This is a genomic window from Bifidobacterium platyrrhinorum, assembly GCF_010667645.1.
GTDB lineage: Bacteria > Actinomycetota > Actinomycetes > Actinomycetales > Bifidobacteriaceae > Bifidobacterium > Bifidobacterium platyrrhinorum.
Genome location: NZ_WHZV01000003.1, coordinates 36,614 through 51,752 on the forward strand (window position 1 = coordinate 36,614; position 15,139 = coordinate 51,752).

Sequence of the window (15,139 nt, forward strand, 5' to 3'; positions counted from 1 at the left end):
ATCGGTTCGCCGATGGGGCTTCGCTTGTTTTGCGCGGATCGCGCATCTCCGCGGCGAATCGTCGTGGCGGGGGGCGTCGCCGTGGGGCGAGTCCGCGCGTATGGGGAGAATGGACCGCTATGGGCATCACGTTGGACACTCCGATCGCCGCGCTGCTGGCGAACAAGCGGCGCGCGTCCACGCTCAAATCGTTCGGCGTCGTCACCGTGGGCGACGCGCTGACCTACTATCCGTTCCGCGTGGCCGACCCGGTGCCGGCCCGCGCCGTGGGCGAGGCGCGCGTCGGCGAGGCGATGGCGTTCGCCGGCGTCGTGCGGTCCTCGCGTGTGATCGCCGGGCAGCGCCGCAACATGCGCCTCGTCGCCGACGTCGACGACTCCGGATTCGCCGCCGCGCGCGGCGTGCCCGCCGGGCGGGCGCAGCTCGTGTTCTTCTCCGGCAAGAAGGGGTACCTCGACTGGATGGCGCGCCGCCTCGCCGCCGGCGCCACCGTGGTCGTGGCCGGCACGCCGACCGAATACATGGGCCAATTGCAGTTCAGCCATCCGCAGGTCCTCACCGTCGCCCCGGCCGATCCGGCCGTACCGGTCGGGAACGCCGGAACGGCGGCGCCGGCCGGCGACCCGTGGCGCGATGTCGCCATGTCGGCGGGATACGCCGCCGTGCGGCCCGCGGCGCAGTCGTATGACGCGAAGACGGTCGCCGAGGCCATGGCGCGCGTGACCCGCCCGAGGCCCGTCTACCATGCGTCCGCGCGCCTGTCCAGCGAACGCATCCACGAAACGATCCTGAGCCTCATGTGGGCGCTCGGTGGCCGCGACATGGCCGCGCCCGGCACCGACGACATCGCCCTGCAATCGCACGACGACGAGGAACGGTTCGCCGGCACGCTCGCCGGGGCCGTGCCGGACATCCTGCCCGAACCGGTGCGCGCCGCACGCGGGCTCATGCACCGCGCCGAGGCGTTCCGCGCCATCCACGAGCCCGCCAGCGTGGAGGCGTTCCGCAAGGGCATCGACACGTTGCGCTACGAGGAGGCGCTCGTCTGCCAGACCGCGCTGCTCGAGGCGCGGTGCAACGCGCACAAATCCGCCGCGCACCCCTGCCCGCTCGACGCGGGGGAGCCGGGCGGCGACGCGGCCGGCGAAGGCGCCACGCGCACGCCGCTGCGCGACCGGTTCATCGCGTCGCTGCCGTTCACGCTCACCGGTGGCCAGCGCGACGTCATCGACGACATCGCCGCCGACATGGCGAAGGACACGCCGATGCAGCGCCTGCTGCAGGGCGAGGTCGGCTCCGGCAAGACCGTGGTGGCGCTCGCCGCGATGCTGCAGGCCGTCGGCGCCGGATACCAGGCCGTGCTCGTCGCGCCCACGCAGGTGCTCGCCGAACAGCACGTCGAGACCATCACGCGCATGATCGCCGCGATGGACGAAGCCGCTCCGGCGGGCGCCTCCAGTGGCGCCGCCGAACCATCCGTGCCGGTCACACTGCTCACCGGCGGCATGAGGCTCGCGGCGCGGCGCAGGGCGCTCGCCGCCGCCGCGGCCGGCACGCCCGGCATCATCGTGGCCACGCACGCCGCGTTCTCCAAGACGTTCCAGGCGCCGAGGCTCGCGCTCGTCGTCATCGACGAGCAGCACCGCTTCGGCGTCGAACAGCGCGAATCGCTCAACACGAAGGCCGCGGACGGCACGGCGCCGCACCTGCTGGTCATGACCGCCACGCCGATCCCGCGCACCGCCGCGATGACCTGGTTCGGCGACCTCGACATCTCGTGGCTCACCGAACTGCCCGGCGGGCGCAAGCCGATCCGCACCGTCGTCGTCAACGAGGCGGACGGGCGCACGATGGGGCGCATGTTCGCGCATATCCGCGCGCGCATCGACGCGGGGGAGCGCGCCTACATCGTGTGCGCGCGCATCGACGCCGACGAGGATGACGGGGCGGCGGGCCACGGCTCCCGCGGGGGCCGGGCCGGGGAGTCCATGCGGGACGGCATCGACGACGCGTACGAGACGCTCGACGAGAACGGCGAGGCCGTCGCACGCCCGCCGCTGCATTCGGTGGCGGAGATCGCGGCGCGGCTCAAGGCCCTGCCGCAGTTCGCCGGCATCCGGTTCGCCACGCTCACCGGCCGTGACAAGGACGACGTGAAGACGCAGGTGATGGCAGGTTTCGCCTCCGGCGAGACGCCGATCCTCGTGTCCACCACCGTCATCGAAGTGGGCGTGGACGTGAAGCAGGCCAGCTGCATCGTGATCTTCGACGCGGACCGCTACGGCCTGTCCCAGCTGCACCAGCTGCGCGGCCGCGTGGGGCGTGGCGGCACGAACAGCTGGGCGTTCCTCGTCTCGCGCGCCGAGCCGGGCACGCCGGGCGAGGCGCGGCTCGAGGTCATCCACGATTCGCTCGACGGCGCCGAGATCGCGCAGGCCGACCTGGAGTTCCGCGGCGCGGGCGACGTGCTCGGCGACGCGCAGTCCGGCGCGAAATCGAGCCTCAAACTGCTGCGCGTCGTCAAGGACGCGGAGCTCATCGCCGACGCGCGCTCGCAGGCGGAGCGGCTGCTGGCCGCCGACCCGGAGCTCGCTCACGAGCCGCAGCTCGCCGGCGCGGTGCTCGACTTCACGCGCGGCAACGAGACCTTCCTCACCTCCAACTGACGTCCATGGCCTCCGGCGCCTCCCGTTGTCGGGAGGGGGGGCGAGGCGGGGCGGTGCCGTGCCGGAGGGCGGACGACGTGGCGTACCGCTAGAGTCGGTAGCCATGCGCGTGATTTCAGGACGATTCAAGGGCGTGGCGCTGGCCACGCCGAAGACCGGCACCCGGCCCACCACCGACCGTACCAAGGAGGCGATCTTCTCTCGTCTCGACGCGTGGGGCGTGCTCGACGACGCCCGTGTGCTGGACCTGTTCGCCGGCACCGGGGCGCTCGGCATCGAGGCGCTGTCGCGCGGGGGCCGCGAACTGGTCGCCGTGGAGGCGTCGAAGCCGGCGGCAGCGCTCATCGTGAAGACCATCGCACAGCTCAAGCGCAACCGTTCGTGGACGTCGGAACTCGCGGCGCTCGTGGTCGTGCGCAAGGCCGAGGCGTACGCGTCCGGCGCCGCCGCGCAGCCGTTCGACGTGATCTTCATCGACCCGCCGTACGCGTTCGAGACCGAGGCGTGCGACCGGCTGCTCGCCGATCTGGCGGCGAACGGCGCGGCCGGCGACGGCACGGTGATCGTGCTCGAACGGTCTGCCCGGTCCGAGCGTCCCACGGCCCCGGAAGGATGGGAGATCACGGACGACCGCGATTACGGGGAGACCGCCGTGTACTACATCGAACACGCCGAAGATACCTCGAATCGTGACATGCATGTATAGTCATATCTCGAAACGAGATATTGCGGATGCCGCATGGGCATGCGCATCCGGACCACGAACGAAAGAGGGGAAACCATGTCCTTCGTCACCGCCCTTGAAACCCGCCGCTCCCAGTACGCGCTGACCGACGCCTCGCCGATCAGCGACCAGGAGATCGCCGACCTCGTCAAGAAGGTCGTCGTCGACGTGCCGAGCGCCTTCAACTCCCAGCCGCAGCGCGCCGTCGTCCTGTTCGGCGACGCCAGCCAGAAGCTGTGGGACATCGTCAAGGAGACCCTGCGCAAGGTCGTCAACGACGAGGAGGCCTTCAAGTCCACCGAGGCGAAGATCGACTCCTTCGCCGCCGGCCACGGCACCGTCCTGTTCTACGACGACGAGGACGTCACCAAGCAGCTGCAGGAGAACATCCCGGCCTACGCCGCCAACTTCCCGGGCTTCGCCCGCGACGCCGCCGGCATGCTCCAGCTCGCCGTGTGGACCGCCCTCGCCGAGAAGGGCCTGGGCGCCTCCCTGCAGCACTACAACCCGCTCATCGACGAGGCCGTCGCCGCCGAGTTCGGCCTGCCGAAGAGCTGGAAGCTCCAGGCCCAGATGCCGTTCGGCGTCGTCGCCCAGCCGGCCGGCCCGGTCGAGAAGCAGCCGGCCGACGACCGCGTCAAGGTGTTCGGCCTGTAAACCCCAGTGGTTTCCGGTTCACGATTCCGCAACGGCCGGAATCGTGAACCGGACTTTTTTACTTCATTCTCCTGGGATGGGCGGCGGAGACCTCCCAGCCCAGGGCCATCAGGGTCTTGCGGTCGGCCTTGTCCAACGTCTTGCAGTCGAGCCTTTCGATGAGGTCGGGGCGGATCTCGTCCGTGCGCGCCAGCGCCTCGTCGCGCCGGAACCGGTCCACCTTGCCGTGGTCGCCGGACAGCAGCACGTCGGGCACACGGATGCCGCGCCATTCCGCCGGCTTCGTGTACTGGCGGTGTTCCAACAGGGCGTTGGCGCCCGTGTAGGATTCCTCGACGATGGAGTCGGCGTTGCCCATGAAGCCCGGGATGAGGCGCGTGATGGCCTCCAGCATCACCGAGGTCGCCACCTCGCCGCCGTTGAGCACATAGTCGCCGATCGAATACTCGCGCACGTCCACGCCACGCGAGCGGTAGTACTCGGGGATGCGCGCGTCATAGCCCTCATAGCGGCCGCAGCCGAACAGCAGGTGGTCGGCGTGCGACAGTTCGGTCGCATCGCGCTGGGTGAACAGCGGCGCGGACGGGTTCGGGAAGATGAGCACCGGGGCCCGGTCTTGGGAGGCCCGGTCTTGGGAGGCCTGCGCATCGTCGCCGTCCTCCGTGAGCCCCAGCAGCTCGTCGAGGCATTCGGCCCAGACGACCGGCTTCATCACCATGCCGGCGCCGCCGCCCACCGGGGTGTCATCGACCGAATGATGCACGTCATGGGTCCAATCGCGCAGATTGTGCGTGGCGATGCTCAGGAGGCCCTTCTCCTGCGCCTTGCCCATCAGCGACAGGTTCATCACGTCGAAATACTCGGGGAACACGGATACGATGTCGATTCTCATGAGTCCCCACCTTACAGGCAGTGGCCGATGCGCACGCACCGGCCGCCGCCGTGTTCGCGGAGTCGACGGTGATTGGTCAGAGCCCCGGGATCAGCCCTCCCGGAGGATCGAGGGTGAGATAGCCCTCCTCCAGGTCGATGTCCGGCACGAGCTCGTCGACGAACGGCACGAGCGCGGTCTTCTCGAACACCGGCGTGCCGTCCTTGGCCTCGCCGACCCGCACCGGTTCGGTCAGACGGATCTTGAGCAGCGACTGGGCGGGGGAGTCGACCACGTCGACCACCTTGCCGACCACAAGCCCGTCCTCGGCGCCGATCCCGTTGCCCTCCGCCATGCGGGCCTCAAGCCCGATGAGGTCCTTCGGATACCATTCGTCCGCCTCGAGCATCTCGTCGGGGTCGTCGGCCTCGCCGTACAGTTCCGTGCCGTTGAGCGCCTCGGAGGCGTTACGGTCGTCGCAGCCCTCGAGCTTGATGATCCAGCGCTTCTTGAAGGTGCGTGAGGACTCCACCACGTATTCGGTTCCGCCGTCGCGCGAATACAGCACGCTGCCGGGTTCGAAGCGCCATTCGGGTTCGTCGGTGAACACCTGCACGGTGACCTCGCCCCTCATGCCCTGCGCGCGACCGATACGACAGACCCTCAGCAGCTCGGGCTGCTGAGGGTCGTCATGCATGTTCTGATCTGCCATGCCAAGCAGTGTACCCTATCGAGTACCTATATCGGCTCCGCCTATGGACGGGGCGTCAGCGACGCACGTCCATGATGTCGACGCGCACCTTGTGGTCGGCCAAGGCCTGCACCACCGTGCGGATCGCGTTGGCCGTACGGCCGGAGCGACCGATGACGCGGCCGATGTCCTCCGGGTTCACGCGCACGCGAAGCAGCTCGCCGCGCGCGTTCTCGTGGGACTTGACGGATACGTCATCCGGAAAGTCGACGATGTTCTTGATGAGGTGTTCCACTGCCTGTGCGAGCATGATCAGTCAGCCTTTCTATGCGACATTGCCTTCCCTCACATTACTGCGAGGAAAGGCGCATTCGTCGTAGGGGCGCCTTGCGGCGTGGCTCACTCGGCCTCGGCCGGAGCCTCGGCTTCCTCAGCCGGGGCCTCCTCGGCGGCGGCAGCGGCCTCAGCCTCGGCCTTGGCCTTCGCCTCGGCCTCGGACTTGGCGGCCTTGAGCTTCTGGGCCTCGGCGTCGACGGCCTCGACGCGGGCGGCGGCATCCGGGCCGGCCTCAACGGTCTTCAGGGTGCCCTCGGCACCGTCGAGACCCTTGAACTTCTGCCAGTCGCCGGTGATGTTCAGCAGCTTGTAGACCTGCTCGGTCGGCTGGGCGCCGACACCCAGCCAGTACTGGGCGCGCTCGGAGTCGATCTTGATCGTGGAAGGCTGGGTGTTCGGATCGTAGGTACCGATCTCCTCGATGGCGCGGCCATCGCGCTTGGTACGGGAATCCATGATGACCACGCGGTAGAACGCGTAGAACTTCTTACCCATGCGCTTCAGACGAATCTTGGTTGCCAAAGTGGCTCTCCTTAAATATTCAGGGGTGTGTGTTCGGTTCGCATTGTGGGGCGCAGCTCGCCGAGCCCACGTGTTCCTCGCGGCACGGGGTGTAGAGGGCGCCACGCACGCGCGAATAACTGGCCCATTATAGCGCCGCGCCCCGGACCGGGCGACACGCGGGGGATGCCGCTCGGAGTCCGGTCTGGGGCGCGGCGGCCCGTTCAGCCCTTGAACCCGATCCTGGCGGTCAGCGCCAGATGGTCGGTGTCGGGCACGACGAACGAGGACACGTGCGAGAACGTCGCGTCGCCGCGCGTGGCCAGGATGTGGTCCAGTTCGATGCGCGGCCAGACGAGCCAGCGCGGGAACGTGAGGTTCGGCCCCTTCGCCTGGGTCAGGCTGGCGTCGCGGAATCCCGCGGCCAGCAGCCTGCGGAAGCTCGGATGGTCGGTGGAGGAGTTGAGGTCGCCGAGCACCACGACGGTGCCGTGGTCGCCCACGTATGCAGACTTCGCCAGCGCGCCGAGCCCGATGATGCCGGCCGACCAGTCGCGGGGGCCGCGCATCGGGGATTTCGGGTGCGCGGACGCGAGCGTGACGGTGCGCCCGCCCGCCGCCGCCAGCGTGACCGCGGGGACGTCCGCCGCCGGGATGTCGACCGCGGACGGTGTGGAGTCCTGCGGCTCGAAGCGGGAGAACACCATGTTGTAGCCGCCGTTGTCCGTCTCCTTCGCCTCGCCGGACCGCCGGTAGGGGAGGAGATCGGCGATGCCGGCCGCGTCGAGACGCGCGACGAGGCCGTCGGTCACCTCCTGCAGGGCGAGCACGTCGACGCCACGGTCGCGCGCCTCGCGCACGATGGCACCGGCGTCGGCGCGGCCGTAACGGCAGTTGAGCGTCATCAGCGTGAGCGACGACGGCGGTTCCGCCGATGACGCTTCGGTAGGTGTTTCACGAGACGTTTCACGGGAGTCGGAATGTGTTTCACGTGATGTTTCACGGCGGGGGTGCGGGTCGGTGCCCCAATACGCGATGCGGCGGGTCGACGCGGACAGCGCCACCGCCAGCAGACAGCACATCGCGCCCCACTCGCGCAGATACGCCGCCACCGCGGCGCACGCGACCAACGGCACCCACAGGAACGGGATCAACGCGATCATATACGGGAACGGCATGCGCGCCTCCATGCCGGCGGACAACTGGCTGAGCAGCACCCACACCGAACCGACGAGCATCACGCCCCACAGGAACCAGACGAGCATGAATCAACAACCTTTCGACGACGGGACCCCGGCGGAATCCGACGGGACCCCGGAACGGACACGGGAACGAATACGGATATGAATACGAAGAGGCCCCCTCGCCGTGAGGGGGCCGTGGAACGACCGTGGGAAGAAGCCGATCGGCGGCGTTCCCACGGTCGTCATGCGTCAGTGGAGCAGACCGGCCAGACCGCCGCCGAAGTTCGGCGGAAGCTCGCCGCCGTTCGCGTCCAGCGCCTGCTGCAGGCCGGCGGGCAGCGCCGGGTTCTGCGGCTTGGCGAACGCGGAACCGGAGGCGCCGCCCGACTTCCTGCCGGACAGACGATCGCGCAACGCCTTCTCCTCGGCCTCGCGCTTCATCGGGTTGCCGGAACGGCCCTTCTTGTTCTTGCCCTTGCCCTTCTTGTTCTTCTTGCCGCCGGAAGCGGGGCCGCCGAAGCCGGGGATGCCGCCGCCCGCGCGGTTCGACATGCGCTTCATCATCTTCGCCGCCTGCTCGAAACGCTGCAGCAGCGCGTTGACGGCCGACACCGTGTTACCGGAACCATAGGCGATGCGCGCACGGCGGGAACCGTCGATGATCTTCGGATTGCGGCGCTCCTCGGGCGTCATCGAACGGATGATCGCCTCCGTGCGGTCGATCTCGCGCTCGTCGAACTGCTCGAGCTCCTTGCGATGCTGGGCCATGCCCGGGATCATGCCGAGCAGCGACTTCATCGAACCGAGCTTCCTGACCTGCTGCAGCTGCTCGAGGAAGTCGTCCAGGCCGAACTCGCCCTCGGCCATCTTCTGCGCCGCCTCGCGGGCCTGCGCCTCGTCGAACTGCTTCTGCGCCTGCTCGATGAGCGTGAGGATGTCGCCCATGTCGAGGATGCGGGAGGCCATGCGGTCCGGGTGGAAGACCTCGAAGTCCTTCAGGCCCTCGCCGTTCGAGGCGAACAGGATCGGCTTGCCGGTCACGCTCGCGACCGACAGGGCCGCGCCGCCGCGGGCGTCGCCGTCGAGCTTGGACAGGACCACGCCGGTGAAGTCCACGCCCTCGTCGAACGCCTTCGCGGTGCGCACCGCGTCCTGGCCGATCATCGCGTCGATGACGAACAGGATCTCGTTCGGGTTCACGGCGTCGCGGATGTCTCGCGCCTGCCGCATGAGCTCCTCGTCGACGCCCAGGCGGCCGGCGGTATCGATGATCACCGTGTCGTACAGCTTCTGGCGGGCGAATTCGATGGAATCGCGCGCCACCTTCACCGGATCGCCGGAGGTCTGGTCCGGGGCCGCGACCGCCTCGCCGCCGTCCGACTGCACGCCCTTCTCCGGGGCGTACACCGGCACGCCGGCGCGCTCGCCGACCACCTGCAGCTGCGTGACCGCGTTCGGGCGCTGCAGGTCGGCCGCGACCAGCAGCGGGGTGTGGCCCGCGTCCTTGAGCCAGTAGCCCAGCTTGCCGGCGAGCGTCGTCTTGCCGGCGCCCTGCAGGCCGGCGAGCATGATGATCGTCGGCGGGTTCTTCGCGAAGTTCAGCGGACGATCCACGCCGGCGCCGAGGATCGCGGTCAGCTCCTCGTTGACGATCTTGACCACCTGCTGCGCGGGGTTCAGCGCATCGGACACCTCGGTGCCCAGCGCGCGCTCGCGCACACGCGCGGTGAACGGACGCACCACCTCGAGCGCCACGTCGGCGTCGAGCAGCGCGCGGCGGATCTCGCGGATCGTGCCGTCGATGTCCGTCTCGGAAAGCTTGCCCTTGCTCTTCAGATGCTTGAACGCATTCGAGAGCTTGTCAGTCAAAGAACTAAATGCTGCCATAATGGGCAACAGTCTAGCCGTGGCGGGGGAAAACGAAGGACCCGGACACCATGCGGCATCCGGGTCCCGTGAGGGTGATGGCGGCGGAAGCCTACTTGAGGCTCCAGGTGGAGCCCTGGGGGCCGTCCTCGATGGCGATGCCGGCTTCGGCCAGCGCGTCGCGGATCGCGTCGGCCTTCGCGAAGTCCTTCGCCTTGCGGGCCTCGGCACGGGCGGCGAGCTGTTCGCCGATGAGCTTCTCCAGCGCCACATGCTCCGGCGACTCGTCGGCGCCGTCGCCCGCGCCGCCGGCCGCGCCCGCGGACACCCACGGCTCGGCCAGCGGGTCGAGGCCCAGGGTGTCGAGCATCGCGCGCACGGCGACGAGCGAGGCGCGCACCTCGGCGCGGGCCTCGTCGGAGTCGGCGTGGTCGGCGAGCTTGGAGAGCAGCGTGTTGCCGGAGCGGATCGCCGTGAAGATCGCGGCGGTCGCGCCGGAGACGTTCACGTCGTCGTTCATCGCGGCCGTGAAGTCGGCCGGCAGGTCGTCCGCGGAGACGGCCCCGATCTCGTCGCGCGAGGGCTGGCCGCCCAGCGCGACGCCGGCGCGCTCGATGAAGTTCGCGATGCGGTCGTACGCGGCCTGCGCCTCGACGAGCGCCTGATCGGACCATTCCAGCATCGAACGGTACTGGACGGAGCCCAGCGCGTAGCGCACCACCCACGCGGAATGCTCGGCGAGCACGCTCGGCACGGACAGGCCGGTGCCCAGCGACTTCGACATCTTCTCGCCCTTGGCGGTGACCCACGCGGAATGCATCCAGCGGGCGGCCGAATCGTAGCCGGCGGCGCGCGTCTGCGCCATCTCGTTCTCGTGGTGGGGGAAGCGCAGGTCGAGGCCGCCGCCGTGGATGTCGAAGCCGTCCTTCAGGTAGCGGTGGCTCATCGCCGAGCATTCGATGTGCCAGCCCGGGCGGCCCGTGCCGAACGGCGTCGACCAGCGGGCGTCCTCGGGGTCGGTGTCCTTCGGGGCCTTCCACAGGGCGAAATCGCGTGGATCGTGCTTGTCGGGGGAGGCGTCGGCCGGGTCGACCGGATTGTACTTGTCGTCGCCGGCGGCGTCGACGGACGGGCCCATGCGGTCGGCCACGGCGGCCGCCTCGTCCACCTCGGCGGTCTGCTTCTGGTGCGTCAGCTCGCCGTAGTGCGGCCACGACGCCACGTCGAAGTACACGTTGCCGGTTGGCCTGCCGTCCGCGTCGGTCACCACATAGCCGTGGCCGTTCGCGATGATGCGCTCGATCAGGTCGATCATGTCGGACATGTGGCCGGTCGCGCGCGGCTCGACCGTGGGCGGCAGCACGCCGAGCGTCTCGTAGGCGTGCGTGAACTCGCGCTCGTAGTAATAGGCGCGCGCCCACCACTGCTGTCCCGCGGCGGCGGCCTTGTCGAGGATCTTGTCGTCGATGTCCGTCACGTTCCTCACGAACGTGACCTTGTAGCCGAGCTTCAAAAACCAACGGCGCACGATGTCGAACGCGACGGCGGCGCGGATGTGGCCGATGTGGGGCGACGACTGCACCGTCGCGCCGCACACGTAGATGCCCACCTCGCCGGGCTTGATCGGCGTGAACACGCTCGTCATATGCGAGGCGGTGTCGTAGAGCTTGAGGCCCGCGGCGGCCTTGGCGACCTTCACCGGAGTGAACGCGCTGGGCATCACGGAAGTGCTGAAATCATGCGGTTCTTGGCTGTTTCCCATAAGTCAACAGAGTATGTGCGGAAGGCGACGGGCGCAAGGCGGCATGCGGGGTCGGCGATAGGCGGAATCTATGACGCGCGGCCGGCCCGCGCCCGGACGGTGAAACGGTCGGCGGCGCGACGGAACGCCGTTTACGTGGGTCGTGCCACAATAGGAGGCATGACGCCACAAGTGCTTGTTCTGCAACATGTCCCATGGGAGAAGCCCGGTCGCATCGCCACCGCCTTCGACGAGATCGGGCTCGGCTACCAGATCCTCAACGTGGTGGACAAGAAGAAACCCGACCTGCCCTCGTTCGACGAGGTCGCCGGCGTGGTCATCATGGGCGGGCCGATGGGCGCCACCGACTACGACAAGCACCCCGGGCTCAAGGCCGAGGCGAAGCTGGCGCGCGCGGCCATCGCCGTGAACAAGCCGGTGCTCGGCGTGTGCCTGGGCCACCAGATCATCGCCACCGCGCTCGGCGCGAAGCTCCACCGCGGCGAAAGGCCCGAGATTGGCTTCGGCCCCATCAAGCGCGTCGACAAGCACGACTACTTCTCCATGTGGGACAAGCAGATCAACGTGCTGCACTGGCACAACGACGTGGTGGGCCTGCCCGAAGGCGCCCAAGTGCTCGCCCGCTCGCCCCTCACCAAGGTGCAGGCGTTCCGCGCCGGATCGGCCCTCGGCCTCCAGTTCCATCTCGAGGTGAGCTCCGCCCTGCTCGAGGAGTGGCTCGACGAGCCGAGCATGGTCAAGGACCTCAAGGCCGCCGGCGGCTCCAAATCGAAGCTGCGCGAGGACTTCGCCCAATACAACCCGCTGCTCCACCCGCTCGCCGACCAGGTGTTCACCGGCTTCGCCGCCCGCTGCAACAGCTACGCGCGCCGTCTCGTCCGCGAGGCGGAGGCCGCCGCCCCTAAGGACCCGGTCATCTGCTGATTTCCCGGCCCATGCCCGGTGGTGGCGCTAAGTTAGTGGCTTATGCCGACTTACGATATTGGACTGGAACACGTTTCGCTCGCCTTCGCCACCAAGACCATCTTCACCGACGTGACGCAGGGCGTGTTCGAAGGGGACCGCATCGGCATCGTCGGCCGCAACGGCGACGGCAAATCCACGTTGCTCTACCTGTTCCGCGGCACCCAGGAGCCGGATTCCGGCCGCGTGACGAAGCGCGGCGGACTCACCTTCGGCATGCTCGACCAGCGCGACCCGCTCGACGACGACGCCACCATCCGCGAGGCCGCGCTCGAGGGCCGCGCCGACTACGAATGGGCGTCCGACAACACCTCCCGCGAGATCGTCGAGGCATTGCTCGGCGGCATGAGCCTCGACGCGAAGGTCGGCTCCCTGTCCGGCGGCCAGCGCCGCCGCGCCGACCTCGCCCGACTGCTCCTCAAGGACTGGGACATCCTCGCGCTCGACGAGCCCACCAACCACCTCGACGTGGTCACCATCCACTGGCTCGCCGAACACCTCAAGAACCGCTGGTCGAAGGGCGCCGGCGCGCTGCTGCTCGTCACCCACGACCGCTGGTTCCTCGACGAGGTGTGCGAATCCATGTGGGAGGTGCACGACGGGGTCATCGAACCGTTCGAAGGCGGCTACTCCGCGTACATGCTCCAGCGCGTCGAACGCGACCGCCAGGCCGACGTGCGCGAGACGAAGCGCCGCAACCTCGCACGCAAGGAGCTCGCCTGGCTGTCGCGCGGCGCCCGAGCCCGCTCCACCAAGCAGAAGTTCCACGTCAAGGCCGCGCGCGAGCTCATCGCCGACGTGCCGCCGATGCGCAACACGCTCGAGCTCAAGCAGATGGCGACCTCGCGTCTCGGCAAGCAGGTCGTCGACCTCGTCGACGTGACGCAGATCTTCGAGAAGACCGCCGTCGAGGTCGATCCGGACGCGGCCGCGCTCGCCGACTCCGCCTCGCGCGTGGACGTGGTGGAGCCGATGTACGCCGAACCGCAGCCGCACGGTTCCGTCGAGGTGGCCGTCACCGACATGACCGACCCGCGTCTCGTCGACGCCGGCGTGCCCGAGGCGGTCGCCGCCGCCGAGGAGGTGCGCGCGAAGGCCGAGGCGGAGGGCGGCGCCGCAACGTCGGACGACGATCGCGCCGTGCGCCGCATGAACACCGGCGGCGAGTCCATCGGCGTGGACGACGCCGTGGCGGCCGCGGACGGTGCCGCCGGCACGTCCGCCGCGCGCAAGGTGACCGTTTCCGGCCGCGAGATCCTCGACGACGTGACCTGGCTCATCGGCCCCGGCGACCGATTCGGCATCGTCGGCGCGAACGGCGCCGGCAAGTCCACGCTGCTCAAGCTCATCGACGGCACGCTCACCCCGACCGTGGGCCACGTGAACATCGGCAAGACCGTGCGCTTCGCCGTGCTCTCCCAGCGGCTCGACGAACTCGAGAAGCTCGGCAAGTACAAGATCAAGGAAGTGCTGTCGCGCTACAAGCCGAGCTACATCGTGGACGGCAAGGAGGTCACGCCAGGCCAGCTCATGGAACGTCTCGGCTTCGAATCGGCGCAGCTCATGACCCCGATCCGCGACCTGTCCGGCGGCCAGAAGCGCCGCATGCAGCTGCTGCTCATCCTGCTCGACGAGCCGAACGTGCTCATCATGGACGAGCCCGGCAACGACCTCGACACCGATATGCTCGCCGTGATGGAGGATCTGCTCGACACGTGGCCGGGCACGCTCATCGTCGTCTCCCACGACCGTTACCTGCTCGAACGCGTCACCGACCAGCAGTTCGCGCTGATCGGCGGCAAGGTGCGTCACCTGCCCGGAGGCGTGCAGGACTACCTCGACATGGTCGAGTCGATCAAAAACGGCAAGGGCCTGCCCGACGACGCCCCCGGTTTCGCGGGCACCGGCGGCAGGTCCGGGCGGACGTCCGCGAAGGCGTCCGCCGCCGCGAAGGAGGCCGCCATCGGAACGGCCCCGGCGGGGGTATCCGCTCCGGATGCCATGGAGAACGCCGGCTCGGACGGCGGCGCGGCCGCACAGCCGAAGCTCACCGGCAAGGCGTTCCACGACGCCTCGAAGCGCGTCGCCGCGATCGAGCGCAAGCTCGACAAGCTCGAGGAGCAGAAGGCCGACCTCGAATCGCGGATGGCCGCGCATGACCCGAGCGACTACGAGGGGCTCAACGAGCTCAACGGCCGGCTCAAGGCCGTCGCCGACGAGTCCGACGAGCTCACCATGGAATGGATGGACCTGTCCGAGCAGCTCGGCCGGTAGACGGACGTGTTCGGCAGGTACGTCCCTCCCGCGGGACTTGATGGGGAGAGGAGGACGGCATGATGCGGAACTGCAGGATAAGCGTCTGCTCCTCCGAGGAGCTGTACGACGACCGCGTGAGCATCGGCGACCTGTTCCTCAAACTGCGCAACGGCGACACCACGGCGCATGGGGAGCCCGTCACGCTGCGGCCGTACAAGTGGGAGTACGATCCTGGCATCGTGCGCACGGACTCCACGCAGGCCGAATACGATCGCTACATCCGCGACAGCGAACTGGCGTTGCTGCTGTTCCACACCCGCTGCGGCAAATGGACGATGCACGAGCTCTACGTGGCGCTTACGCAACGGGCCAGGACCGGTCTGCCGCACATCGCCGTCCTCGTCAGGGGCCTCGCCCCGGGCGAAACACGCACGCCGGAACTGCGGCTCCTGCTCGACACGATCGCCACCCTGGGCGCCGTGGACGAGGAGATCCAGCCCGTCACCTACGCCACGCGCGACGAACTCATGGTCGCCGTGGTGCGGTCCCTGCAGTCGATCGGACTGGAGCTTCCCATCAAGCGGAAGCCCGATGCCCAAGGCCGCACCAGACTCGTCGTCGACGGCCTCGGAAGCGAAACCATCGCCACCCTGTTTTGATAG

At 68.8% G+C, this 15,139-nt stretch carries 12 protein-coding genes and 2 pseudogenes; 7 read left to right on the forward strand and 7 right to left on the reverse strand.

Annotated elements, in window-relative coordinates:
- Positions 1-119 precede the first annotated feature (119 nt).
- The 3 genes from GFD21_RS04605 (at position 120) to GFD21_RS04615 (ending at position 4,047) form a co-directional block, all read left to right on the forward strand.
- Complete coding sequence (locus tag GFD21_RS04605) at positions 120-2,666, forward strand: ATP-dependent DNA helicase RecG (protein ID WP_163196771.1); 2,547 nt, start codon at positions 120-122, stop codon at positions 2,664-2,666.
- Between the two features lie 103 nt (positions 2,667-2,769).
- Entirely contained in the window at positions 2,770-3,372 is a 603-nt protein-coding gene (gene rsmD / locus GFD21_RS04610; RefSeq protein ID WP_163196772.1) for a 16S rRNA (guanine(966)-N(2))-methyltransferase RsmD, read from the forward strand.
- A gap of 75 nt (positions 3,373-3,447) precedes the next feature.
- On the forward strand, positions 3,448-4,047 hold the full coding sequence (locus GFD21_RS04615; RefSeq protein ID WP_101621814.1) for a nitroreductase family protein: 600 nt from the start codon (positions 3,448-3,450) through the stop codon (positions 4,045-4,047).
- A 58-nt stretch (positions 4,048-4,105) separates the two neighbouring features.
- Here the strand turns inward: GFD21_RS04615 and trmD are convergent, their stop codons facing one another.
- The 7 genes from trmD to cysS form a co-directional block, all read right to left on the reverse strand.
- Positions 4,106-4,939 carry a tRNA (guanosine(37)-N1)-methyltransferase TrmD gene (trmD, locus tag GFD21_RS04620; RefSeq protein ID WP_163196773.1) on the reverse strand — a complete coding sequence of 278 codons (834 nt, stop codon included), beginning with the start codon at positions 4,937-4,939 and terminating at the stop codon, positions 4,106-4,108.
- A gap of 76 nt (positions 4,940-5,015) precedes the next feature.
- Positions 5,016-5,630 carry a ribosome maturation factor RimM gene (gene rimM / locus GFD21_RS04625; protein WP_163196774.1) on the reverse strand — a complete coding sequence of 205 codons (615 nt, stop codon included), beginning with the start codon at positions 5,628-5,630 and terminating at the stop codon, positions 5,016-5,018.
- Between the two features lie 55 nt (positions 5,631-5,685).
- Positions 5,686-5,919: an RNA-binding protein gene (locus GFD21_RS04630; RefSeq protein ID WP_163196775.1), complete on the reverse strand. Its 234-nt coding sequence runs from the start codon at positions 5,917-5,919 to the stop codon at positions 5,686-5,688.
- Positions 5,920-6,008: 89 nt separating this feature from the next.
- Complete coding sequence (gene rpsP, locus GFD21_RS04635) at positions 6,009-6,467, reverse strand: 30S ribosomal protein S16 (RefSeq protein WP_163196776.1); 459 nt, start codon at positions 6,465-6,467, stop codon at positions 6,009-6,011.
- A gap of 203 nt (positions 6,468-6,670) precedes the next feature.
- Positions 6,671-7,711, reverse strand: coding sequence for an endonuclease/exonuclease/phosphatase family protein (locus GFD21_RS04640; protein WP_163196777.1), 1,041 nt, complete (start codon positions 7,709-7,711; stop codon positions 6,671-6,673).
- Between the two features lie 168 nt (positions 7,712-7,879).
- Entirely contained in the window at positions 7,880-9,517 is a 1,638-nt protein-coding gene (ffh, locus tag GFD21_RS04645) for a signal recognition particle protein (RefSeq protein ID WP_163196778.1), read from the reverse strand.
- A gap of 91 nt (positions 9,518-9,608) precedes the next feature.
- Positions 9,609-11,258, reverse strand: a complete 1,650-nt coding sequence (gene cysS / locus GFD21_RS04650) for a cysteine--tRNA ligase (RefSeq protein ID WP_163196779.1) — start codon at positions 11,256-11,258, stop codon at positions 9,609-9,611.
- 159 nt (positions 11,259-11,417) lie between these two features.
- Between cysS and GFD21_RS04655 the strand changes: the two genes are divergently transcribed.
- The 4 genes and pseudogenes from GFD21_RS04655 (at position 11,418) to GFD21_RS04665 (ending at position 15,136) form a co-directional block, all read left to right on the forward strand.
- On the forward strand, positions 11,418-12,182 hold the full coding sequence (locus tag GFD21_RS04655; RefSeq protein WP_163196780.1) for a type 1 glutamine amidotransferase: 765 nt from the start codon (positions 11,418-11,420) through the stop codon (positions 12,180-12,182).
- A gap of 42 nt (positions 12,183-12,224) precedes the next feature.
- Positions 12,225-14,139, forward strand: a pseudogene (locus tag GFD21_RS04660) (ABC-F family ATP-binding cassette domain-containing protein); the annotation flags it as partial.
- 122 nt (positions 14,140-14,261) lie between these two features.
- Positions 14,262-14,495: pseudogene (locus GFD21_RS11420) on the forward strand (ABC transporter C-terminal domain-containing protein); the annotation flags it as partial.
- Between the two features lie 59 nt (positions 14,496-14,554).
- Positions 14,555-15,136: a hypothetical protein gene (locus GFD21_RS04665; RefSeq protein WP_163196782.1), complete on the forward strand. Its 582-nt coding sequence runs from the start codon at positions 14,555-14,557 to the stop codon at positions 15,134-15,136.
- Positions 15,137-15,139: the final 3 nt, after the last annotated feature.

Coding starts and splice junctions, on each gene's coding strand:
- GFD21_RS04605 (WP_163196771.1), top strand. CDS start 120: ATGGGCATCACGTTGGACACTCCGATCGCCGCGCTGCTGGCGAACAAG.
- rsmD (WP_163196772.1), top strand. CDS start 2,770: ATGCGCGTGATTTCAGGACGATTCAAGGGCGTGGCGCTGGCCACGCCG.
- GFD21_RS04615 (WP_101621814.1), top strand. CDS start 3,448: ATGTCCTTCGTCACCGCCCTTGAAACCCGCCGCTCCCAGTACGCGCTG.
- trmD (WP_163196773.1), bottom strand. CDS start 4,939: ATGAGAATCGACATCGTATCCGTGTTCCCCGAGTATTTCGACGTGATG.
- rimM (WP_163196774.1), bottom strand. CDS start 5,630: ATGGCAGATCAGAACATGCATGACGACCCTCAGCAGCCCGAGCTGCTG.
- GFD21_RS04630 (WP_163196775.1), bottom strand. CDS start 5,919: ATGCTCGCACAGGCAGTGGAACACCTCATCAAGAACATCGTCGACTTT.
- GFD21_RS04640 (WP_163196777.1), bottom strand. CDS start 7,711: ATGCTCGTCTGGTTCCTGTGGGGCGTGATGCTCGTCGGTTCGGTGTGG.
- ffh (WP_163196778.1), bottom strand. CDS start 9,517: ATGGCAGCATTTAGTTCTTTGACTGACAAGCTCTCGAATGCGTTCAAG.
- cysS (WP_163196779.1), bottom strand. CDS start 11,258: ATGGGAAACAGCCAAGAACCGCATGATTTCAGCACTTCCGTGATGCCC.
- GFD21_RS04655 (WP_163196780.1), top strand. CDS start 11,418: ATGACGCCACAAGTGCTTGTTCTGCAACATGTCCCATGGGAGAAGCCC.
- GFD21_RS04665 (WP_163196782.1), top strand. CDS start 14,555: ATGATGCGGAACTGCAGGATAAGCGTCTGCTCCTCCGAGGAGCTGTAC.